Annotated in this window: 23 protein-coding genes and 1 pseudogene; 10 read left to right on the top strand and 14 right to left on the bottom strand. The window is 44.5% G+C overall.

Annotated elements, in window-relative coordinates:
• Nucleotides 1-40 precede the first annotated feature (40 nt).
• The 5 genes from KXZ66_RS06625 to KXZ66_RS06605 all read right to left on the bottom strand — a co-directional run bounded on the left by KXZ66_RS06625 (nucleotide 41) and on the right by KXZ66_RS06605 (nucleotide 5631).
• Nucleotides 41-1420 (bottom strand): MFS transporter, encoded by a 1380-nt coding sequence (locus tag KXZ66_RS06625; protein WP_038828740.1) that lies wholly within the window; start codon nucleotides 1418-1420, stop codon nucleotides 41-43.
• 67 nt (nucleotides 1421-1487) lie between these two features.
• Nucleotides 1488-2909, bottom strand: coding sequence for a glucuronate isomerase (gene uxaC, locus KXZ66_RS06620; protein WP_038828741.1), 1422 nt, complete (start codon nucleotides 2907-2909; stop codon nucleotides 1488-1490).
• A 196-nt stretch (nucleotides 2910-3105) separates the two neighbouring features.
• Nucleotides 3106-4284: an NAD(P)/FAD-dependent oxidoreductase gene (locus tag KXZ66_RS06615; RefSeq protein ID WP_003232765.1), complete on the bottom strand. Its 1179-nt coding sequence runs from the start codon at nucleotides 4282-4284 to the stop codon at nucleotides 3106-3108.
• A 39-nt stretch (nucleotides 4285-4323) separates the two neighbouring features.
• Entirely contained in the window at nucleotides 4324-4746 is a 423-nt protein-coding gene (locus KXZ66_RS06610) for a helical membrane plugin domain-containing protein (protein ID WP_003220510.1), read from the bottom strand.
• 387 nt (nucleotides 4747-5133) lie between these two features.
• Nucleotides 5134-5631, bottom strand: a complete 498-nt coding sequence (locus KXZ66_RS06605) for a cupin domain-containing protein (protein WP_033884358.1) — start codon at nucleotides 5629-5631, stop codon at nucleotides 5134-5136.
• A 131-nt stretch (nucleotides 5632-5762) separates the two neighbouring features.
• Here KXZ66_RS06605 and KXZ66_RS06600 point away from each other — a divergent pair, with 131 nt between their 5' ends.
• The 3 genes from KXZ66_RS06600 (at nucleotide 5763) to fetB (ending at nucleotide 8361) form a co-directional block, all read left to right on the top strand.
• Nucleotides 5763-6737, top strand: coding sequence for a DMT family transporter (locus KXZ66_RS06600; protein WP_020425117.1), 975 nt, complete (start codon nucleotides 5763-5765; stop codon nucleotides 6735-6737).
• A gap of 119 nt (nucleotides 6738-6856) precedes the next feature.
• The gene (locus tag KXZ66_RS06595) at nucleotides 6857-7609 is read left to right on the top strand and encodes an ABC transporter ATP-binding protein (protein ID WP_003232774.1); all 753 of its coding nucleotides are present in this window, start codon (nucleotides 6857-6859) and stop codon (nucleotides 7607-7609) included.
• Nucleotides 7609-8361, top strand: a complete 753-nt coding sequence (fetB, locus tag KXZ66_RS06590; protein ID WP_101502016.1) for an ABC transporter permease — start codon at nucleotides 7609-7611, stop codon at nucleotides 8359-8361. Before KXZ66_RS06595 ends, fetB begins: the two co-directional genes overlap by 1 nt.
• A gap of 45 nt (nucleotides 8362-8406) precedes the next feature.
• Here the strand turns inward: fetB and KXZ66_RS06585 are convergent, their stop codons facing one another.
• On the bottom strand, nucleotides 8407-9219 hold the full coding sequence (locus KXZ66_RS06585; protein WP_101502015.1) for a uroporphyrinogen-III synthase: 813 nt from the start codon (nucleotides 9217-9219) through the stop codon (nucleotides 8407-8409).
• A 173-nt stretch (nucleotides 9220-9392) separates the two neighbouring features.
• On the opposite strand from KXZ66_RS06585, the gene KXZ66_RS06580 reads away from it, so the two are divergent.
• Entirely contained in the window at nucleotides 9393-9581 is a 189-nt protein-coding gene (locus tag KXZ66_RS06580; RefSeq protein ID WP_021479499.1) for a DUF8096 family protein, read from the top strand.
• A gap of 40 nt (nucleotides 9582-9621) precedes the next feature.
• Here the strand turns inward: KXZ66_RS06580 and KXZ66_RS06575 are convergent, their stop codons facing one another.
• Together KXZ66_RS06575 and yjiB are read right to left on the bottom strand one after the other, a co-directional pair.
• A complete protein-coding gene (locus tag KXZ66_RS06575; protein ID WP_128740265.1) occupies nucleotides 9622-10800 on the bottom strand; it encodes a glycosyltransferase in 1179 nt (392 codons plus the stop codon).
• Nucleotides 10801-10822: 22 nt separating this feature from the next.
• Nucleotides 10823-12013, bottom strand: a complete 1191-nt coding sequence (gene yjiB / locus KXZ66_RS06570; RefSeq protein ID WP_103803751.1) for a monooxygenase YjiB — start codon at nucleotides 12011-12013, stop codon at nucleotides 10823-10825.
• A gap of 388 nt (nucleotides 12014-12401) precedes the next feature.
• Here yjiB and KXZ66_RS06565 point away from each other — a divergent pair, with 388 nt between their 5' ends.
• Entirely contained in the window at nucleotides 12402-12680 is a 279-nt protein-coding gene (locus KXZ66_RS06565; protein ID WP_042974212.1) for a hypothetical protein, read from the top strand.
• Nucleotides 12681-12710: 30 nt separating this feature from the next.
• On the opposite strand, the gene KXZ66_RS06560 is transcribed toward KXZ66_RS06565, so the two are convergent.
• The 4 genes from KXZ66_RS06560 to fdhF all read right to left on the bottom strand — a co-directional run bounded on the left by KXZ66_RS06560 (nucleotide 12711) and on the right by fdhF (nucleotide 17763).
• On the bottom strand, nucleotides 12711-13337 hold the full coding sequence (locus tag KXZ66_RS06560; protein ID WP_101502013.1) for an NUDIX hydrolase: 627 nt from the start codon (nucleotides 13335-13337) through the stop codon (nucleotides 12711-12713).
• A 74-nt stretch (nucleotides 13338-13411) separates the two neighbouring features.
• Nucleotides 13412-14056 carry a DUF4352 domain-containing protein gene (locus KXZ66_RS06555; RefSeq protein WP_021479503.1) on the bottom strand — a complete coding sequence of 215 codons (645 nt, stop codon included), beginning with the start codon at nucleotides 14054-14056 and terminating at the stop codon, nucleotides 13412-13414.
• A 196-nt stretch (nucleotides 14057-14252) separates the two neighbouring features.
• Entirely contained in the window at nucleotides 14253-14813 is a 561-nt protein-coding gene (locus tag KXZ66_RS06550) for a helical membrane plugin domain-containing protein (RefSeq protein WP_003232799.1), read from the bottom strand.
• Complete coding sequence (gene fdhF, locus KXZ66_RS06545) at nucleotides 14806-17763, bottom strand: formate dehydrogenase subunit alpha (RefSeq protein ID WP_041850953.1); 2958 nt, start codon at nucleotides 17761-17763, stop codon at nucleotides 14806-14808. The genes KXZ66_RS06550 and fdhF overlap by 8 nt, the downstream gene beginning before the upstream one ends.
• Before the next feature lie 145 nt (nucleotides 17764-17908).
• On the opposite strand from fdhF, the gene KXZ66_RS06540 reads away from it, so the two are divergent.
• Both KXZ66_RS06540 and KXZ66_RS06535 read left to right on the top strand, forming a co-directional pair.
• Nucleotides 17909-18484 carry a YjgB family protein gene (locus KXZ66_RS06540; RefSeq protein ID WP_014476503.1) on the top strand — a complete coding sequence of 192 codons (576 nt, stop codon included), beginning with the start codon at nucleotides 17909-17911 and terminating at the stop codon, nucleotides 18482-18484.
• A 100-nt stretch (nucleotides 18485-18584) separates the two neighbouring features.
• A complete protein-coding gene (locus KXZ66_RS06535; protein WP_064671264.1) occupies nucleotides 18585-18983 on the top strand; it encodes a ribosomal maturation YjgA family protein in 399 nt (132 codons plus the stop codon).
• Between the two features lie 9 nt (nucleotides 18984-18992).
• Here KXZ66_RS06535 and KXZ66_RS06530 read toward each other — a convergent pair.
• A pseudogene (locus KXZ66_RS06530) lies at nucleotides 18993-19892 on the bottom strand (DUF2268 domain-containing protein).
• A gap of 126 nt (nucleotides 19893-20018) precedes the next feature.
• Between KXZ66_RS06530 and KXZ66_RS06525 the strand changes: the two are divergent.
• Together KXZ66_RS06525 and KXZ66_RS06520 are read left to right on the top strand one after the other, a co-directional pair.
• A complete protein-coding gene (locus tag KXZ66_RS06525) occupies nucleotides 20019-20186 on the top strand; it encodes a YjfB family protein (RefSeq protein WP_014476499.1) in 168 nt (55 codons plus the stop codon).
• A gap of 124 nt (nucleotides 20187-20310) precedes the next feature.
• Nucleotides 20311-20784, top strand: a complete 474-nt coding sequence (locus tag KXZ66_RS06520) for a YjfA family protein (RefSeq protein WP_042974194.1) — start codon at nucleotides 20311-20313, stop codon at nucleotides 20782-20784.
• A gap of 39 nt (nucleotides 20785-20823) precedes the next feature.
• On the opposite strand, the gene pdaC is transcribed toward KXZ66_RS06520, so the two are convergent.
• Complete coding sequence (gene pdaC, locus KXZ66_RS06515; protein ID WP_128740263.1) at nucleotides 20824-22227, bottom strand: peptidoglycan-N-acetylmuramic acid deacetylase PdaC; 1404 nt, start codon at nucleotides 22225-22227, stop codon at nucleotides 20824-20826.
• Nucleotides 22228-22481: 254 nt separating this feature from the next.
• Here pdaC and cotT point away from each other — a divergent pair, with 254 nt between their 5' ends.
• Entirely contained in the window at nucleotides 22482-22715 is a 234-nt protein-coding gene (gene cotT / locus KXZ66_RS06510; RefSeq protein ID WP_014479515.1) for a spore coat protein CotT, read from the top strand.
• The last annotated feature ends 58 nt before the right edge of the window (nucleotides 22716-22773 follow it).

The following is a 22773-nucleotide window of genomic DNA, read 5'->3' as shown; positions in this document are numbered from 1 at the left end:
TTATTTACAAATTATTTTAAAAATTCTATATATTATATTGTCAGATCTTTTGCTGAAGATCCTGAACGATCTGAGCATGCTGCTGGTCTGTGAGTTTATAAAGAAAGCCGATAATGATCATCGCTAATGCCAAAGCAATGGCCGGATACAGAAGCAGAAGCGCTTTGATGCCAATCAGCGCCTGTGCTGTCTGGACTGCATTCGGGACATAGCCGATAATCCCCAAACCGATCCCCGAGAGAAAGCCAGACAAAGATTGAGCAAGCTTTCTTGAGAAATTGAAAAGTGAATATGTCGTTGCTTCCTTCCGTTCACCGGATTTCCATTCGCCATAGTCGATAATATCGGAGACAAGAGCCCACGTGATGCCATTTGGGATACTGATTCCGATAAAGGCGATACTGGCAAGAATTGTAAACACATATACGTTAGATGGGAGCATAAAGTTGATCAGATCCGCGGCCACACTGATGCCGAAGCCGATCATTGCCGTTCGTTTCTTTCCAAACATCTTGACGAGCTTTGGAAGGAATACGACGCCCAAAAAGGAAGAACCAATAATGATGAAGTTCATATAAGCCATTAATTCAACATTGCCCAAGTTATATTGTGCGAAATAGACGAGCATGGCGGATTTAATGTTGTATGCGGAAATTGAAAAAATCGTCATCAGGACAAGGGTTAACAGCGGTTTATTTGTAATAAATGTTTTGACGACAGATGAGAGTGTTAATTTTTCTTTTGGTGCTTCCGATATGACAATGCGCTCTTTGCAGTTGCGGTAGCAAATATAAAACCAAAACACACCGAGCGCGGCGAATAAGCCCATGACCACCGGGTAGCCGACCTTCGGATTATCAAACTTGACGAGCAGCGGCATCACGGCCACACTTGTGATAAACAAGGCGCCAAGTGATCCGATTTGGCGGAACGTCGAAATGGAGGTCCGGTCCTCAGAATTTTGAGTCATCGCTGCCCCTAATGAGCCGTACGGAATATTCACAAACGAATAGCCGATGCCCCAAATCATATAGGATGCATATGCATAAATCAGTTTTCCGGTCGTTGATACATTGGGAGACAGAAAAATAAGAACAGTAAGCACCGCAAGCACGATGCTGCCGATTAATAGATAAGGCCTGAATTTCCCCCGTTTGCCAATGTTTTTGCGATAATCGATTGATGAGCCGACAATTGGATCTGTTATCGCTGCAAACAGCTTACTGACTAAAAAAATGCCGCCGGCCATCGCAGCGGGGATTCCCGCTACATCAGTGAAATACTTCAATAAATAAATCTGGCCGAGATCAAACATAAAACCGTTGCCAAAATCACCAAAACCATAGGACATTTTCTCTTTCAATGAAAGCCTTTTTTCCGTTTCGACCGACACAACCTTATTTGCCAGTTCAGTTCGCATGTTCCACCTCTGTGTCTTAAGAATTTTCGGATAGTGATCCGCTCAGCGATGCTGAGCGGACACTTTGTTACACGTTTGCTTTCTCTTCTTGAAATTGGAAGTAGTGTTTCGCATTGTCATAGCAAATCCCCTGAACGATGCTTCCCAGAAGCTCCATATCGCGCGGCACTTCGCCGTTTTCCACCCATTCTCCAATCAAATTGCAGACGATCCGCCTGAAATATTCGTGACGCGTATACGAAAGAAAGCTTCTGGAATCGGTGAGCATGCCGATAAAACGGCTGAAAAGGCCAACATTTGATAACGCTTTCATTTGATCGAGCATCCCGTCTTTAGTATCGTTAAACCACCAGGCTGTGCCGAATTGTATTTTTCCTGGGGTAATACCGTCCTGAAAACTGTTGATCATGCTGGCGATGACATAGTTATCATTTGGATTCAGTGAATATAAAATCGTTTTCGGCAGTTGGTTCTTCATCTCAACTGAGTTCAGCAGCTTGTATAAAGGCTTAGCAATTTCTTCATCGTTCATTGAATCATAGCCTGTATCAGGTCCGAGTCTTTTCATCATTTTTGTATTCGTGTTTCTTAAAGCGTTGATATGAAACTGCATCGCCCAATCGAGCTCCGCATACAAACCGCAAAGAAACTGAAGCGTATGTGTCTTAAATTTCTTCTCATCTTCATAAGAAACCTCTGTTCCTTGTAATCTGTCAGAAAAAATCCGTCCAGCTTCTTCTTTTGTTGTTTCGGCAAATACCATTGAATCTATCGCGTGATCAGAAACTCTGCCGCCGGCTGAGTGGAAGAATCGCACTCGTTTTTCCAACGCATTTAAAAACTCATCATAGGTTGTAATCGATATGGCGGCGGCATCTTCAAGCGCCTGCACCCACTCAGGAAAGCCTTCACGATTGATCTCAAGTCCTTTATCCGGCCGAAATCCAGGCAGCACGCTGACAGGAAAGTCTTTGTCTTCTCTTAATAATAGATGGTATTCAAGAGAATCAACAGGGTCATCTGTGGTGCACACAACTTTTACATTTGATTTCACAATTAAATCCCTTGCCCCGAAGCCTTCCCCTTTGAGCAGTTCATTTGTCCGTTTCCATATAGCCGGCCCAGACTTCTCGTTTAAAATCTCATAAATGCCAAAAAAACGCTGCAATTCTAAGTGAGTCCAGTTATAGAGCGGATTGCCGATCGCCATCGGCACGGTTTTCGCCCAAGCCATAAATTTCTCCTCATCAGGCGCATCTCCGGTGATGTATGTCTCCTCAATTCCATTGGCTCTCATGATGCGCCATTTATAATGGTCACCATACAGCCAGGCTTCCGTGATGTTTTGAAATGTCTTATTTTCATAGATTTCTTTCGGACTTAAGTGGCAGTGGTAATCAATAATTGGCATGTCTTTCGCATAATTATGATAGAGGCTGACAGCGGTTTCATTTTTCAATAAAAAGTTTTCGCCCATGAAGGGTTCCATGTCCTCACCGTCTTTCATTCTATTTCAAAATGTTAACGTTAACATTTTGATTTGTTTTTATTTTACCTTTATATTCCTCTGGGATCAATCTCTTTTTTGAAAATGAAATGTTAACGCTGTCATAAACATAAAAAAGACATTGCCAGAAAGCACTCGGTAAGGAACGCTTTTGGCAATGTCAGATTCATTAAAAGGATTAGTAAGCCAGGCTGAAAAGTCCTTTAATGTGAGTTAAGTAGCGTACGTTACTTGCTTCTTTCATCAAGGAAGCAGGAAGACCTTTAAGCGGTGTAGAATTAGCACCAATGATGGCAACCGCGTCTTTGCGTCCAAGGCTTGCAAGTGTACCAGAGTTTACTGGCTTGAATGTTTCAAGCGTTTTGCCTTCCAGGTAAGCGAATAGGTTGTAACCGATCAGCTCACCCATTTGCCATGCGATTTGTGCAGTTGGCGGGTATGGACGGCCGTCTGGACCGAAGTAAACTGCGCTGTCTCCAGCAACGAATACATCTTCATGAGATGTAGATTGCAGGAAGTCATTTACAGTCGCGCGTCCGCGGTTCACTTCTAGACCTGATTCACCGACTAATGGGTTACCTTGTACGCCGCCAGTCCAAACAAATGTGTTGGCAACAACTTTAGATCCGTCTTTCAGATCAATTACGTTTCCTTCTACATTTGTAACAGGAAGACCTGTTAAGAACTCAACGCCGCGTTTTTCAAGGCTTGCAGTCGCACGTTCGATAAGATCATCCGGAAGAACAGGAAGGATTTTCGGACCTGCTTCAACAAGTTTCAATTTGATTTCTTTATGGTCTACGCCGTATTTTTTCGCAAGGTTCGGCATAATGTCAGCAAGCTCACCAACAAGCTCAACACCTGTTAAGCCGCCGCCGCCGATAAGGATTGTTGCATCTGCTTCGTTTTTCGTTTTAGAGTACTCGCGCACACGATCTTCAACATGTTGGAAGACTTTGTTCGCATCAGCAGCAGATTTCAATACCATGCTGTTTTCTTCAAGACCTGGGATGCCGAAGTAAGCCGTTACAGAACCAAGACCTACAACAAGCGCATCGTAAGTTAATGTAGAACCGTCAGCAAGCGCAACTTCTTTTTTATCAACAGAGAAAGAGCTTACTTCCGCAATTTTAAGATCAATGTCTTTGCCTTTGAAAAGTTTTTCTAATGGCATTGCAACCGCTTTTTCAGACACGTTGCCTGCAGCAAGGCGGTGTAATTCCGTAATGATTTGGTGAGTAGGGTATTTGTTTACCACTGTCACGCGTGCTTGTTCTTTTGTGTAATGTTTGCGAACTGTTAGAGCAGAAAGAACTCCGCCATAACCAGCGCCTAGAATGACAATATGTTTTGACATCGTATATCCTCCGTCCTTTATATCAATTTGAATCTGAGATTATTTTTGGTTTTCGCGTTCGTTCATGACTTCAAGGTAGCTGTTAGCAAAACGGAACAGCTTTTGAGCTTGAGGATCTTTCAGCATACGCAATAGGCCGAAAAGTCCAATTGTTTCGTTGCTTGCTTCCGCGCGGTCTTTTGCTTCAATCGCAGTCGCAGCTACTTCTTTCGCTGTTTCTTTTACAGGCTCGAGAATTTCAGTGATCGCACCGACTGTGTCGCTCTTTAACACTTCGTCAGTCGCTACAGACTGAGCGAAATCATAAGACTTCGTTAAAATATTCACTAACTCAGTCAGCTTCGGAAGCTGGTCAACTAAAACAGTCAATGATTCTTGAACTTCTGGCTTTAATAGCTGATCAATAAGATCTTGCTGGCTTTGGCTGACAGACGCATTTGTTTGATCGATTGTTTCTGGCATATCCAATTCTCCTTTACTATAAGCAGTTTGCTGATTTTTTTGGAAAGGGTAGTGCCTCTCCCTGTCTCACGCTTTTAAGGCATAAGAATAAGGATTGTGAATTCGTGCACAATCATTTACAAAAATAAATGTTTACTACCCAGTTTTTCATCTTGCCATATTCAGTATTATTTTTATCTAAAAATAAACAATTGAATAAGTCAAAATCCTTTACTCTCTCTGAAAATAGCAAACACAAAAAACTCCAATTCGATTACCTTCTATATGATAACACTTTTTGAACAAAATTTGAACGTGAATTGCTTCGATTATGAAATTAATTTATATGGAGCTCATGTCATATCGTTTCTGCGGCACTAGTTATTGACAATCCAGCAATTTCTCCCTTCACTTTACCCATATTTCCAATAGAGGCTCTCTTTTTCCTGTGATCGGATCATTCGCCGGCAACGCCGCCTGCTTAATCTGTTTGAGCGCTTCCTCCCGCTCATTCGGTTTCCCCGTCTTCATATCATACTGAACGCCACCGGGATAGGCGCCAAGGACAGTAAAATCGGGACTTGAGCTGAGCTTTTTATGTCCGACTCCGGCTGGAATCACGACTGCGTCGCCTGATTTGAAAGGGATGGCAGCCCCTTTTTCTCCCCCAAACTGAATCACAGCCTCTCCCCTAAGGGCAATCAGGACTTCATGCGTATTGCTGTGATAATGATGGTATGGAAAAACACTCCCTGACCAGCTGTTTGACCAGCCATGCCGGATGACGATCCGCTCTGCCAGTCCGGTGTCCTTAAGCGCGTTTTGATACACCACGAGCGGAAAATCAGGGTGATTCGGAATCCTGCCGTCATCCGGAAAGAAGTATGTCTGTGTCTCTTTTTCCATCAATTTCACCTCCCTTTTTTGTCTTCCACACATAGCGGTTCGCAAAACATGATGTTTTTCTCATGATTCCATTGATCTGCATGATACCGAATAGTATAGTATAAAAAAATAATGCCAGAATGAGGGATATCATGAAAGCTATCGTTATCGGAATATTGGCTTCACTCTTTTTCGCCGTTACCTTTATATTAAACAGAGCGATGGAGTTATCAGGAGGCAGCTGGCTTTGGAGCTCTTCGCTGCGCTTTATTTTTATGGTGCCGTTTTTATGTTTGATTGTCATCATGAGAGGGACATTCACGCCTCTCTTACTAGAGATGAGGAAAAAGCCGTTTTATTGGATCAAATGGAGCTTCGTCGGCTTCGTGCTTTTTTACGCGCCGATTACATTTGCGGCTGCATACGGTCCGGGGTGGCTCATAGCCGGAACCTGGCAAATTACAATTGTAGCCGGGGTGCTCTTATCTCCTTTGTTTTATGTCAAACAAGATATGCCGGGCGGTCCGCAGCTCGTTCGCCAAAAGATTCCCCTGGTTTCACTTGGCACTTCCATGATCATCCTGATTGGAGCGGCTCTGATTCAGCTTCAGCATGCAGAATCGCTTTCTGGGAGGATGCTGCTTTTCAGTGTGCTGCCGGTTGTCATTGCGGCTTTTGCCTATCCGTTAGGAAACAGGAGAATGCTCGAAGAATACGGAGGCCGGCTTGATACATTTCAGCGCGTGCTTGGAATGACATTGGCAAGCCTTCCATTCTGGCTTATATTAGCAGCTTACGGCTGGTGGTCAGATGGCCTTCCAACAGCAAGCCAAACCGTTCAATCCTTTATCGTTGCCGTCAGCTCAGGCATCATCGCGACGGTTTTATTTTTCTGGGCCACTGATATGGTAAGAGACAATCCGCAAAAACTCGCAGCTGTTGAAGCCACTCAATCCGGTGAAGTGATTTTCGCGCTGCTTGGTGAAATTGTTCTGCTGTCAGGCGTTTTCCCATCTCTTTTATCATTTGCCGGTTTATTCATTATAATAGCGGGGATGATGTTACATACCTTCGCTTCACAGCCGAGAAAACCGAAAAAGAAAGCACAGTCAAATCTGACTGCGTAGCATCTGCAGGAGAATGGGTGAAAGCCTGTTCTCCTTTATTTGTGCTACCAAAAGGGGTCTGTTTCACGTTATAGTTAAATATAATGTCAGCCTACTTATATTGAAAGGTGATTATTGTAATGGAAGCAAACGATCAAACACAAAACATACCAGCCATCTCCTTCAGATCAGTCAGAAAAAGCTATAAACAAGATGGACAAACCTATGATGTGCTGCAGGATGTCACCGGAGACATTCAACAGGGTGCAATCGTAGCCGTTTTAGGTCCTTCCGGCTCAGGCAAAAGCACCCTCCTTTCTATGTGTAATTTAATGAGAACGCCTGACAGCGGCGAAGTCAACATATACGGAAAGGAAGTCAGAGAATGGAATGTCAATGAACTGAGGAGAACAGCAGCCCTCGCGTTTCAATCGGCTCCCGTGCTCGACGGGACAGTGCGTGACAATTTAAGTCTTGTACAAAGGCTGCATCAATCCCAGCTGTACTCTCCTGAAAAGCTGGCTTCTCTTGCAGGGCTGCCGCCAGAGCTGTTAGACAGAAGCGCCAGAGACTTATCGGGCGGGCAGCGGCAAAGACTGTCACTGGCCAGAACGCTCTCAAATCCTTCCTCCATTCTATTGTTGGACGAAATCACGTCGGCCTTGGACCCGGTTTCTGCTCTTGAGATTGAAGAACTGATCAAACGTCAGCATCAAGAGAAAAAATGGACAGTCATGTGGGTCACTCATAATATGGAGCAGGCAAAACGAATAGCCGATACCATTTGGTTTATGGCAGATGGCCGGCTGCTTGAAATCGCTGAAACCGACACATTTTTCTCCGCTCCGCAGCATGAAGCAGCGAAAGAATTTTTGAAGGGAGGCACTCGGTAATGGATTACCTTTCTCTCTCTTTAACGATGATCTTTGTTTTGATCGCCTTGTTTTTATCAAAATCCTTTAAAGCCGGTGTAGAAAAAGACATGATCATCGCCACCATCCGGGCCGCGGTGCAGCTGCTTATCATCGGTTATGTTTTGTCGCTGATTTTTCGCGGAGACCACCCTGTTTTTATCCTGCTGATGGTGCTGTTAATGCTCGCGGTGGCGGCGCAAAATGTCATCAAGCGAAAGAAAAATACTATCGGTTCGTTTTGGAGGGTGTTTGCCGCGTTAGCAATCGTAGAAATTGTGACGCAGGGAATTCTGCTGTCCCTTCATATCATTCCGCTTACGGCACGATATGTCATTCCGATCAGCGGGATGGTCATCGGAAATTCGATGGTGCTCTCAAGTTTGTTTCTAAACCGGCTTAACTCAGAAGTCGGCGTTCGCAAAGAAGAAATTCAATTAATATTGTCACTTGGCGGCACACCGAAGCAATCCATACAGCGCATTCTTACCTCAGCGATGAAAATGAGTATGATCCCGACGCTCGAAAGCCAGAAAACACTGGGTCTTGTCCAGCTTCCCGGCATGATGACTGGCCAGATTCTAGCCGGCGCGGACCCGATTCAGGCAGTACGCTTTCAACTCTTAATCGTGTTTACAACGATGGCCTCAGCCGCGCTGACTTGTGTAATCTTAAGCGTGCTGACATACCCATCATTATTCACCGTTCATCATCAGCTGAAGCAGAATGAATGACAGACAAAAGCCGCTTTCCGAGGGAAAAGCGGCTTTTTGTACTTGTTATTCCTTTTCTTCATAATACTTGGCCAGCTCAACAATCATTGCACCCATCCGCTCAATCTCTGGCGTAAGCAGTCTCGTAATGCCCTCTTCCCGCAGTGCTTCAGCAGTCACTTTTCCGACAGCAGCTGCGATGGCGCGTTCTTCGAATACCTTCTTCACTTCATTGATATAACCTCGCCCCTTAGCAAAATCAAACAGGGAACGAACCTGAATGGCCGTTGTAAAACAAACGGCATCGACCTCACCGTTCATCAGCTCTCGGCATAACCGCTCCACCGTTTCCTCCTCCGGCGGGATGTGCTGATAAGGCAGAATCGGCAGGACAGACGCGCCTTTTTCTTCAAGAAATGCCATGAGAGCCGGCGCTTTTTCGCCATGAAGCTGCACCATGACTGTTTTTCCTGAAAAGTCGTGAGGCTCCAAAGAACGGATTAAGCCTCTTGTTGTCCCGTCTTCATCCGAAGCTTCCGGTGTGATTCCAAGCTTTTTCAGCGCAGACAGCGTTTTGTATCCCCGGCATGCCGCTTTCGCTTGGCGAATGGCCTGCAGAAACTCATCTTTCAGTCCAATTTTCTCTGCCATATCGACAAGAGTCTCCAACCCGATGCCTGTCGTGAAAATGACCCAGTCAGCTTTTTCTTCCGCAAACGTCCGCAAATCCGGCTCCACCTGCTTCTCTGCTAAGTAAACTGTACCTTGGAGAGGCCGGATGACAGGGATTCCGCCCTGTTTTTCAATGATTGTACTGATTTCTTCCGTTTTTCGTGAGCCACCGATTGCCACACGTTTTCCAAGTAACCCTTTTCCCATACCCGTTTCCTCTCCTCTTTGCATAGGCTTTTTATGTATACAAGCTTAATAAAGCTATTGTGGCGCAAACCAAGGGAGAAATCAAGATAAACCCAACCTCCTAAAATCCATTGAATACGCCGGAAGCTTGCTGTAAGATAAACAGCAGACACGTCTTGTAACGGAGGATCGACATGGATACAAAAAAAGAAGAATATGAAACAAAAGGCTACGATACATCGATTGTTTACGAATTCAATGAATATCCGGATGCCCGCAGCGGGCGCTGCGACAACTGTGATTACACACTGTTCAAAAGCTCTGTAAAAGGAGGAAAATTTCTTAGAGAATGCCGGAGATGCGGGATGAAAAAAAATATTTAAACAGAAAACCGAAATCAAATTGATTTCGGTTTTTATGTTTTTACTGCGGGACAGCGGATTTTTTCATAAACGCTTCAATCTCAGCTGCCGCACGCTCTGCTCCGCCAGCTTCTTTTACATCCTTTTGCATATTCTTGACGCGGCTGAGCAGCTCTTGATCACTGGATACAGCCTGAACCGCTTCCTGCAGGCTGGAAACAGTCACTTCCTCTTTCGGCAAATAAACGCCAAGGCCTAATTCATCAACCCGATTTGCAGTGAGCTCTTGCTCATACATTTGCGGAATGACGACAAGCGGCACACCTGCGTTCATCGCTTCCATCGTACTGTTCATCCCGCCATGAGAGATGAACAAATCAGCTTTCTCTAACACCTCAAGCTGCGGCACACTTTGGCGAATGGTAAAGTTAGCAGGAATATCCTCCAAGCTTTCTGGATCAATCGTTTTCCCAACCGACATGATCACTTGCCATGAAGAATCCCGAAATGCCTTGATGCACATCTTGTAAAATTCCGGCCATGCGTTAAACGCCGTACCCAAAGAAATCAGCATAAGCGGGCGATCATCCTTGTCAATCAACAGGCTTTCTTTCTCCGTCCGTTCTCCGAGAGAGGGGCCGACAAAACAGAAACGGTCATCGAACGTCTCATGCTGAATCTGAAAAGACTTCGGCATAAAGACAATATTTAATGCTTCCGGCACAGCTAACTGTTCAAATGAAACAGCCGGCAACTTCTCTTGCTCCAAGTAGGCTTTAAATTCAGCCTCTGCTTCTCTTATTTTTTTCAGCATGTCTTCATTTCCTAACTGAAAGGATTCATTTTGGGCATATGACGAACAGAGCTTAATGACCGGAACATTAAGCTTTTCAGCAAACAATTTACCAGCCAGCGCAACAAAGTCATAGATGATCAGATCAGGCTGATCATCCTTATATAACTCCTCAAGCTGCGGCAGAATGCTGAGTGATTCTTTCAAAAGGCTGAGGGGCGCGTCATTCTTTTCCATCATCTCCCTGATTTGCTTAGGATCAATATTCAAGGATGTATGATAGAGCAATGCTTCTCCACCGGCTTGCTGAACAGCGGGCGCAAACTCCTCAGTCGTCGCGTACGTGACACGGTGCCCTTTCTCACAAAGCTTCTCTACTAAAGCAAGCGTAGGATTGACATGTCCGTACGCCGGGATATTGATCATTGAAATATGGTACTTTTTCATGAATCTCCAGTCTCCTTATCTATTACATTTTCACACGGAAGCTCTTTAATCCGTATATCACACTGTTTTCAATCGGAGTGATACTGACGCACTCCATATGAGGAAAAGCAGAAATCAAAGACGTTAACGCGATATTTGCTTCAAGACGGGCAAGCGGAGCCCCAAGGCAAAAATGGATGCCATGGCCAAACGCAATATGCGGATTGGGATGGCGGCGGATATCAAACATGTGCGGCCTGTCAAACTTTGCTTCATCACGATTTGCCGATGCCACAAACGCCAAAACCATATCACCTTCTTTAATCAGATGCCCACCGATCTCCGTATCCCGCTTGGCAATGCGCCTCAAAACCGGGGCCGGCGCTCTGAAACGCAAGGCTTCCTCCACTGCCTGAGGCATCAGTTCAGGATGGCTGCGCAGTTCCTCATAAACGCCTGGCGTTTCTAATATGCTGTACATCGCATTTGAAATCAGGTTTGTAGTGGTTTCATTTCCGGCCACCAGCAGCAGCGTGCAAAACGGAATCAGCTCTTCACCGGACAGCTTCTCGCCTGTTTCTTCCGCTTCCACTAAAATAGAAATAATATCCTGCGCCGGTTTGTTTCGCTTTTCTTCTATGATGCCGGCAAAAAACGCAGCCAGTTCTTCCTCACACTTATCTCGTTCTTCCAAAAAGGCTTTTTCAGCTTCTTCACTTTTATCCCTCGGTGTACTGACCAGAAGATCAGACCATGCTTTAAACTGATCCATATGCGCTGAAGGCACTCCCAGTAGCTCAGATATCACAATAACCGGAAGCGGGTATGAAAAATCGTGAACAAGGTCAAACTCACTGCGCCCCTGAAATTTTTGAATCAGTTCATCTGTGATTTCTTGAATTCTCGGTTCCCATTGCTTCATCACGCGCGGAGTAAAGGCTTTATTCACGACTGAACGGATTTTTGTATGCTTCGGCGGGTCCATGTTAATGATGGAATTTCCAATAGAGCTTGTCTGCTGCGGCATGTAACTGGAAAACAGCTCTTTATCCCCAACAACTTTTTTGACATCATCATAAAGAAAAACGCTCCACACTTGGTTTTCTTCATCAAAGGAAACAGGCGCATCCTTTCTCATCGATTCGTACCATGGAAACGGATGATACGCATCCTGTTTGTTTTTCCCATTGAGCAGCGCTCGCTGCAAAGCTTGCCGGCGGTTTAACACACTCATTATGGTCACTCCCTTAAAAAAATTCAGCAATGAATGTTCCACTTCACCTCCCGCTTTCGAAAAAGAGAGGGACTACCACAAATAATTAAATTGATAACAGCAGGCAGGCGATCACGATGTTCGATGCAGGCATCATATATTCCCCCTCGAATTTCGTTCATCTTACCATAATCTTTCAATTTTTTTCTATTCTGCACTGCTGTTTTGGCTCACAACGTGACCTTAGGCATAAGCACGCAAATCCAATATGGATTCAATTGCACCGCTCCGCTCAAAAAACGTCTCTGTTTTCAACCAAATGCACTAACTCCAAAAATGACTTTCCCATTATGTAAAATAAGCTGATTCTATGATTAAATAGAAGGTAAAAGGTGAAGGAGAGAACAACGTGGCAGCACAGACTAATTACAAAAAACAAGTTGTCGGCATCCTACTTTCACTTGCATTCGTACTGTTTGTGTTCTCTTTTTCTGAGAGACATGAAAAACCGCTTGTTGAGGGAAAAAAACAGGAAAACTGGCATACTGTCGTCGACAAAGCCTCTGTCAAAATTTATGGCAGCCGATTAGTAGAAGAAAACAAATTAAAGCAAAAACTCGGCCATAAACAAGCCGATTCTATTTTGACCCTTCTGAAACTCGCCAACGAAAAACACATTACATTATAAAAAAGAAAGAGCCCACAGGCTCTTTCTTTTTTAGTCAAATATCGTTTTCTTGTCCGGATGGCGCAAAAAGTCAAACAGCATGCTAAGCTGTGAGGGTGTGTTTCGTTTTGGAGAAAGCGGCGGGAGGCTGTCTTCCGGAAAAAAAGCGGCATGATTCGTCTCGATCCCTGTTTCCCCCTGCCCGCCCGTCATGCTGCATGCGATGAAGATTTTATAATAGTGATAAGGCTGAGGGGGATGAGAGTGTTTATGGCTGTCTAGCACGGCCAGCAATCGAGACGGCTCTGTATCGTACCCCGACTCTTCTTTGATTTCCTTGACGACGTTTTCAGCTGGCGATAAACCAATCTCGCAAAATCCACCCGGCAGCGACCACAGCTCATCATGCTTCTCCCGGACAAGCAAAATCTGATTCTCTCGGAATACTGCGCCGCGAACATCCGCTTTCGGTGTTGGATAGCCGCTCTCCCCACTCCATAAATCAGTGATAACTTCAATGTTCGTCTGTGAGTAATCCGCCATCATTTCCGCGCTAAGCTTCATTAGCTCTTCGTACCTCTCCCTGTCGTACACATCCTTGGAAAAAGCAAGCCCCGCCTGTGCGATCGCCCGAATCCGCTGTACCCGATCCAGCCATTTGGTTTGCACTTTTATCACTCTCCCCTTCACATTATTTGTCACTATAAAAAAAGCACGCTTCTTCCCTGATGAAAACGTGCTTTTTTTTAATGCTATTTTTCTAATTTTATCAAATAATCTATATTGTATTTTGCGCTTTCTTCAATTCTATCACTTCCAGTATCTATTAAAAAAGGGTTATACACTAATGTGTAATTTTTTTGTTCCCCTTTGGGTATTACATAACTAACTACTCCTGTCACCTTTTTTCCTGACGCCAGATTCCCCCCCAAAAACATTTTTCCTTTATCCTCCAATGAAATGACTGAGCGAACTGATTTATTCTTCTTGTCTTTCAGATCTAATCCTAATCGGTTGTATTCCATTGAACCTTTTCCAACGTATTCTAGGGTCACTTCTATAATTAACCGCTCTTCATTATCTTTTACTGTTTTTGTTTTATCATAGTCTTTTCCACCCAAATCTCCATATTGGCCATTCTGTTCACGATCCACTTTATTCACCGTGAAATTAATATCATTTACTTTAATTGTTTCTCCTATTTTATGTATTTGATCATCTTTTTTGGTCTTCGGCTCACCGCCTTTTTTCAATTCCTTATCAAGTTCCTTTTCAAGCTCTTCTTGCGATTTTTTCTCTTTCGGTTTTTCCTTCTCTGACGCATCGCTCGATTGGCTGCACGCAGAAAGCGCTAACCCGATCGTCAAAACAAATAATAGTAATAAGACTTTTTTCATGATTGTTCCCCCATCTAAAGTAATCGATTTCTATTATAATCAGATTTTTCCTTTTCCTAACAGGTAAGAAAGTAACGATTATTTCTATCTCATTCAACACAATCTTACTTCTTCCTAGTATTTGAATATTTTTTACTAGTCCAATAGACCTTTTCATCAAAAAACCCGAGCTGGCTGAAGCCGCTCGGGTGGGAGGTCAATCTCGCTTATTCATTCCTCTTTTCTCTCGAGGTTCCTGATGATGTTTTTGGTGTTCCGGAGGCTGCGTCGTGCGTTCCAGCTCCTTTGTATCTTGTCCCATTCCTTTTAAAAAGGAAAAGAGCAGTGTAATTGATTTGTTGATTTCCGGGTCTTTTAGCGAGCGGATAATATCAAAATAACCTGTCTTTTCTTCGCTGTTTTTCTGCTCTACGGCGCTTGCTACACCCGCATTCACTTTCAAAATGAGAGGCTCGAGCTGCTTCACGTCCAGCATGCCGAGTGTCCCAAACAGAAGAAGCAGATTTTTCAGCGTATTGGCTGTTTCCTCTGTATCTGCCTTTTTCACCAGGATATCAAGAACTTTATCCCCTTGGCCAAAAAGGCCGCGGAGCAACGGCAGGACACCGCGCTCGTTCATATGGCCCAGCATATGCAAGGTTTCGAGAATCGCTTCTTTGTGGTCAATTAGAGCATCTTCAATTTCCCGCAAATCACGCTTTCGCTGATCCTCTTCTGTTACCTCGATTTTTTGGATTCGTTTAATCGCTTTAGCCATTATGGCCCATCCCCCTTTTCACAGCGTCACCAGGGAAAATATAATCCTTCCGCGCCCATTTCTTATGAACCTGCACACCGATTTGCGGCTGCGGATTGCCGTTGCGGTGGTTGATCTTAGGCAGCGGGCTGATTCCGTCGTGCTTCAAAATTTCCATCTTGGCCGATGTTTCTTTGTAAGCAGGCGTATCGGTATCCTTATCGGCATGGCTGCCTGTTAACAGGTTGATCGCCGCTTCCCCTGAATCGTTCATTGGCAGATATACTTCCTTCCCTTTGACTCGATCAGTAATCAGGCACTTCACTTTGACATTTCCGAAAGGCGATGTGAGCCTGACGAGGGTTCCGTCCTGAATCCCTCGTTCTGCCGCAAGCTCAGGAGAAATTTCTAAGAACACTTCCGGTGTTTTCTCGGAAATCCCTTTTGATTTGTAAGTCAGATTCCCTTCGTGGAAATGCTCCAAGAGCCGCCCATTGTTGACATGGATATCATATTCCTCACCGAATTCCTCAGGCTCTGTCCACTGGACAGGGTAGAGAATGGCCTTGCCGTCCGGGAAAGGGAAGCGCTCTGTAAAGAGTAAAGGTGAATCCTTTCCATCAGCGTTTACAGGCCATTGCAGGGAATTATAGCCCTCAAGACGTTCATAGGTGACACCGGCATAAATCGGCGACAGCTTGGCTGCTTCCTCCATAATGTCTGCAGGATGCTTATAGTGCCAGCCGGCGCCAAGCTTATTGGCAACCTCCATAATAATCTGCCAATCCGGCTTTGATTCGCCCAGCGGTTCAAACACCTGATACAAACGCTGAATCCGGCGTTCTGTGTTTGTAAACGTTCCTTCTTTTTCAAGGCTTGGGCTCGCAGGAAGAACCACATCAGCAAACTCCGCTGTACGTGAAAGGAAAATGTCCTGCACCACAAAGAAATCAAGCTTTTCATATGCGGCATGTACATGATTGATGTTGGAATCCACCAAGCCCATTTCTTCACCTTTTACATACATCGCTTTCAGCTGTCCGGAATGGATTTTTTCAATCATTTCGTGGTTGGTCATACCCGGCTCCTTCGGCAGCGGCACACCCCACACACGCTCGTATTTTTGGCGGACTTGTTCATCCGTCACTTTTTCATAGCCTGGCATTCTGTCAGGCATGCTTCCGAAGTCACTTGCTCCCTGCACGTTATTATGACCGCGCAATGGGTAAGAACCTGCTCCCGGTTTTCCGTAATTTCCTGTCACAAGCAGCAGATTAGAGATTGCCGTGCTCGTGTCGCTTCCTCCAATGTGCTGTGTCACGCCCATCGCCCACAATGCGCACACACTGTCAGCTTGCCCGATCATCTCTGCCATTTGGATAAGGGTTTCTTGATCAATCCCGGTTTTCTCCTCAGCATATTCAAGTGTGTACGGCGCGAGGCTTTTTACATATTCATCCCGTCCGTTCACTCTTTCTCTCAAAAATCGTTCATCGGCCTTGCCGTTTTCTATTAAATATTTGGCGATCGCATTCAGCCAGACGATATCCGATCCGGCACGCGGCTGGACAAATAAATCTGAGCGCTCTGCCATTTCGTGTTTTCTGATATCGGCGACAATCACTTTCTGCCCTCTCAGCTTATGAGCCCGTTTAATGCGAGTGGATAAGACTGGATGCGACTCAGACGTGTTCGAACCGATAATCAAAACAAGGTCCGCTTGCGCGATATCTGTAATTGATCCTGAATCACCGCCATAGCCGACTGTCCGGAACAGGCCGGCAGTCGCAGGAGATTGGCAATAGCGAGAGCAGTTGTCCACATTATTTGTGCCAATGACCCCTCTGGCCAGCTTTTGCATAAGATAGGATTCTTCATTTGTACATTTAGAAGATGTAATAAAAGCGAGAGAATCCGGGCCAAACGCCTCTTTTAATTCAGTGAACTTGCTGGCGATCAGCGATAACGCCTCCTCCCACTCTGCTTCACGGAAATGGTCACCTTCACGGATCAGCGGCTTTGTCAGGCGTTCTTCGCTGTTAACGAAATCCCAGCCGAACTTGCCTTTCACACAAGTAGAAATGCCGTTGGCAGGCGCTTCCTCCTGCGGCTCTACTTTCAGAATGTCTCTGCCCTTTGTCCAGACATCAAAGCTGCAGCCGACGCCGCAATACGTGCAGACGGTTTTCGTTTTTTTGATTCGTTCATCGCGCATAGCGGATTCCATATCAGAAATCGCGAGAATCGAGCCGTAGCCTGTCTCTACGCCTTTCGTGATCTCGATCATCGGTCGCAGCGTTTCGTTATTGATGCCTGTTAAATATCCGGCTTTCCCTTCCATTCCTTTTTCCATCATCGCGTTGCATGGACAGACCGTTGAACAATGGCCGCATGACACACATGACGACTCATTGATCGGCACGTCGTTATCCCAAATGACGCGCGGGCGTTTCCGCTCCCAGTCAATGGTCAGCGTTTCAGTTACCTGAACGTCCTGGCATGCTTCAACACAGCGTCCGCACAAAATACATTGATCTGGATCATACCGATAAAACGGATGGGATTCATCCTTATGGTATGGCTTGTGATCAAACGGAATGCTTTGGTGATTGATTTTCATTTCCTTCACCGTATTATGTATTTCGCATCCCCCATTGTTGTAATCGCAAACTGTACAATAAAGCTCATGATTATATAAAATCTTGTCCATCCCGATGACCTGCGCTTTTTTCACGTCAGGTGAGAGCGTATCAATGATATCCCCATCCTTTAATTCAGCGGAGCACGACCTCTTCAGCTCACCATTGATGCTGACGATGCACGTATCACATGTTTCAATCGGTCCTAAGCTTGGATGATAGCAAACTTGCGGCACTTCAATCGAGCTGTTATTCAAAAGCTGCAGCACCGTCTGTTCCTCGGACGCTTCCATTTCAACGCCGTTTATTGTGATTTTTTTCTTGCCAGCCATCTCCATTCCCCTTTCTTGCTTTATATACCGAATTACCTATTTCAGTTCCCTTACAACAACTCAATAAAACATACAAAGCGCACTCACATGTTTTATTGCACTAACACCGGGAAACGGGATGGTAGATCAATAAGGAGGGATCAACATGAAAAAGACAATGTCTGCTATTACCGCTGCGGCAGCAGTAACAAGCTGTTTTACCGGCTTTGGGGCTGCGTCCTTTTCAGCACCGGCAAAGGCCGCAGCTCAAACAAACACGCTCTCAGAAAACACGAATCAATCAGCCGCCGAGCTTGTCAAAAACCTCTATAACACCGCCTATAAAGGGGAAATGCCTCAGCAGGCGCAAGGCCTTACCATTAACAAAAGCACAAAAGGGGATGTCCACGCTGCGTTTGGAGAACCGGAAAGACCAGTCGGGGGAGACAATCGATTTGATTTATATCACTGGAATATGGGACAGCCGGGCTACGGATTTTCCTATCATAAAGACATGACAATTTCAGAAATCCGCTACTTTGGAACCGGTGTGGAACGGCAGCTGAATTTAGGCGGAGTTACGCCGGAAGTGCTGCAGAAGCAATTAGGACCAGCAAATCGGGTGTTAACCGTCCCGTTTACCGATGAAATCGATTATGTATATGATACAGGCCGCTATGAACTCCATTTTGTAATAGGCACGGATCAGACAGCCGACCATGTAAACCTAAAAGCAAAATAAACACCCTACGCGGCTATTCAGCCGCTTTTTTAGTGGACAAATAAAAGCTATATTCCTTACAATACAGGGAGATGAAGCAGAGACGGGGTATCAATTCGCAATGAAGCGAAATCGTTGGATATATGCAGTTTTCACCGTACTGATCATTGGGCTAGGGCTTGGATCCAGAGCATTCTCCAGTGTTCTTCCTGATACCCTCAATACTTATCTGGGAGACTCGTTGTGGGCCGCCATGATCTTTACGGGATGCGGATTTCTATTTCGGAAGCTGAAGACAATGATAACGGGCATTATCAGTCTTTCTTTCTGTTTTGTCATTGAATTCAGCCAGCTCTATCATGCCGAATGGATCGACCAGATTAGGGATACTTCTCTTGGCGGACTTGTACTGGGGTACGGTTTTTTATGGAGCGATATCGAAGCATATACAATCGGAATTGCCGCCTGTGCCGCCTTAGAACTGCTGGTTTTGGGAATCAAAAAGCGCCGCTGTATGTGACGCTTTTTTTCATTTGGAAAACAATCCGCACTGAGAAAGAATGGTCTTCGCATCCAAACGCGTGGCCTCGCTTATCGTGATATGATGTTGATTCATAAATGACTGAACGGCATGATAGCCAACTGCATAACCCGCAAAAGCCGATAAACCTGCAGGCTTAAAGCCTTGGTCGTTAGCAATTGGATCACCAAACATATAACGGCTGACTTCCGAAAATCCTTTCACATCCAGCACCTCATTGATCACATCAATGGAATATTGCAAATCTTCATGATCAAAACGAGTTACTCAAGGGCCCAATCGTTCCGTACCAAACAGCTCTCTGGCGAATGATTCCGCCAATCCTTCAATCACAAGATAATCCCCGACACTTACAGAGCCATGATGAAAATCTATATACGAAAACCGCACATGATGATGAAACTCATGAGCAATAATTGAAGGAATCCTTGGCAGGTTATAACGGTTCGGATCAATCCATACATGAATAAAGCCCGGTATCCCGCCAAACCCGCAGTAGCCTTTTTGCAGCTGAAGTTTATTTGGATCAGCGATATAAAGGCCGAATTTGATCTCCTCTGCATTCACCCGCAGCTGTTCGCGCTCAGCAAAAAATATGCATTGCCGAAGTGCAGATTCAGCAGTCTCTGAAACATGTGATTCTTTCAGTATTTGCAGTGCTTTCTGGCCGCTTTCAGCATCACGGACATCCAAATAGCCCAGCATTTTCGCAGCCATGATCACATCATAGCCGTTTGGCTCCTTCGCTTTCAGCGGAACTTGGATGGCGGTCCACATCTTTTCAAACGGCCTCATCATCGTATACCGAAATACATCTTCTCTTTTCTGTTCTTCCATTGAAAACAGCTTTTCGTATTGCTCAAAGGTCTTTTCCATTACAAGATTCATCCTGATTCCCTCCTTGTCAAAAACATACGATATGCCGCAGCGTAAGGGTCAACAGCGAAAATTAAGCCATTTTACACTGTAAAATCATACAAACCCGCCGATAGGTAAGGCATAGGAGGTGGAACGATGGATATTCCTGCTTTATCAGTTGCAATGCATCAAGCATCCCTTGCCCAGAATGTTAATATCGCTTTAACGAAAAAAATGCTGGACACCGCCCAGCAAAATGCCGATCAAACCTTAAAGATGATTCAGCATCCGACTCTCGGACAAACCATTGATGTAAAAGCTTAACCTCACACCAAAGGCGGCCAATAACTCCATCCTCCCGGCCGCCTTTATTGTTCACAAAAAAGCATGCATGTTTTGATTGTTCCTCCATATGATTTATTGTTTGCCATATTAAGGAGGTCATAAATTGAAAAGACTGTTTATGAAGGCTTCATTGGTGTTATTCGCAGTAGTATTTGTTTTTGCCGTCAAAGGTGCACCCGCCAAGGCGGAAACCCATGCCTACGATGGAAAAAGCCCTTATTACAATGATTGTGCGTCCAGCGGCTCTACAAAAAAATCCTCAAACTTAGTGAATGCCAGCAATCAAGTCATCGGAGTAGTCGAGCTTAAATTCAGCAGTACATGTAAAACGGCTTGGGCAAAAATCACGATGAATAATACATTGACGTCTGGCTTTGAAGCAAATGCGGAGATTACCCGAAACACGGACGGAAAGAGATATAATTGTGATTCTGCAGGCGGCAATGGAAAAGCGGTGGCCGGCCAAAAGTCTTGCTATACACCGATGGTATATGATTTAGATCCAAGGACTTCTTACGCTTTCGGCAAGTATTCAGGACCAAACTTAAATGTTTGGGCGACCACAGGCTCTTATTAAATAGAAAAAAGGCTGTCCGTACGGACAGCCTTTTGTAATTTATTTCGCTTCTCTTTGTTTTTTAACCTCTTCAAGCTGAGAAACCGTCACCAATTGATATCCTTGATCGGTGAGCTTTTTCATAATTTCATCGGCCGCATCAGCAGAGGTGCGGTAAATATCGTGAATTAAAATGGTTCTTCCATCTCCCGCCTGACTCATGACACGGTCAACGATTGTTTTTTTGTTACGGTCTTTCCAATCTTCCGGGTCAACATCCCATAACGCAACATCCATTTTCATTTGACTCCGCAGTTCATCATTAATGCCGCCGTATGGGGGTCTTACAAGCGTCGGGCGGTATCCGCTTATTTTTTCAATGATGTCTTGCGTGTCATTGATCTGCTTTAACGCTTCTTTCACTGAAAGCCTTGTGAGAAGTGGATGGCTCCATGAATGGTTCCCCACCTCATTTCCTTCTTTCAGCATTCTTATTAGCGTTTCCGGATAATATTGAACCCTGCTCCCCAAAACAAAAAACGTGGCATGACCCTTATATTTCTTCAAGGAGTCTAGAATCTGATTTGTTGTCGCAGGATTCGGGCCGTCGTCGAAAGTAAGTGCAATGACTTTTTGATTTGGATCAACCGTTTCCTCTTTGGGTAAAGAAATCACTTCATGCTTCGGCTTTTGTTCTTTGATTTTATTTTTATTTTTTGCTTTATCAATATATTGTTCTTTCAGAATGTCTTTCAAAAGACTTTTCTTAATGGCAATCGATTGCTCTCCAAGATAGCCTGCTGCAACCTGATATGTGTCAAAGTAAAGTTCGATATAATCCTCCTTGATGGCAAAGCGGCTGAAATTTTCTTTTTTCGGAGCCGTCCCTTCCTTTAACAGTGCATCGTCCGCGGCAATGTCCTTATTCTTTTTCAGCTCGTGATAAGCGATTAACGAAAGCTTATGTAAGTAGTCAGCGTCCTCTTTGAAAATATCATCAATGGAAAGAAACGCTTGTTTACTAAAATCATAGTTAAACGTTTTTTTCACGGTTTGCCCGTGTGCCCCGCCGATGTATTTATATTCATTAAATACAATCGCCACTGTCTGTTTGGCATAATGGACAATTTTATAATCAACATTTAATTCGTTGCGTTTTGTCGTATGCTCTTGGTCAACGTCTTTTGTTTCCTTTTGAAATTGACGAACCTCTTTTTCTGCGAATCTTTTTAATGCCGAATCCATTTTTTCATTTTTGAAAACGGGATAGTTAACGGCGTAATTAAAAGTTTTCCCGTCATTCACAAGCGTTGCGATCTCAACATTCCCATATTGAGAATCAGTTCTTACTTTATTCATGACCGTTTCTTTTTTCAATGAATGATTATGGAAAAAGCCGATAAGGCCCACCACACATACAACTGCTATTAATACATGAAACCATTTAATTCTATTTGCTAACAACAAAAACTCCTTCTTTCGTAGCCATTTCGATTTACTCTTCATCAGTTGGAACTGTATCTATTTAGAAATGTTTTTGTAACATTGTAGTAACATTTATTTCACATTTGTAATACTATGAGATTTAGAAGTTCATGTCAATCCTTTTTAAGGAATTTCATCATAAAAAAAAACCGAGTTTCATGAATGTACATACACCCAACTTAAGCATCAAGAATATGGTAAAAGGAATAAAAAAAGCTAGGGAGGTTTTCCTCTTGGATTACCCTTTGAATGAACAGCCATTTGAACAAATTACCCCTTATGATGAAAGACAGCCTTATTATTATCCGCGTCCGAGACGGCCATTTTATCCGCCTTATTATTATCCGTTCTACCCGTTTTATCCGCGACCGCCTTATTACTACCCGCGACCGCGACCGCCTTACTACCCTTGGTACGGTTACGGCGGCGGTTATGGCGGAGGATATGGCGGAGGTTACGGTTACTAGTCGCCGCATATCAAAATGGGGGCAGTCCAGCTCCCCATTTTTTTATTTTAAAAATGAC

This window comes from Bacillus sp. LJBS17 (genome assembly GCF_019334685.1).
GTDB classification, from domain to species: Bacteria; Bacillota; Bacilli; order Bacillales; family Bacillaceae; genus Bacillus; species Bacillus subtilis.
The sequence above is the reverse complement of the archived record's forward strand: the minus strand, read 5'-3'. Positions and strand labels throughout refer to the sequence as shown.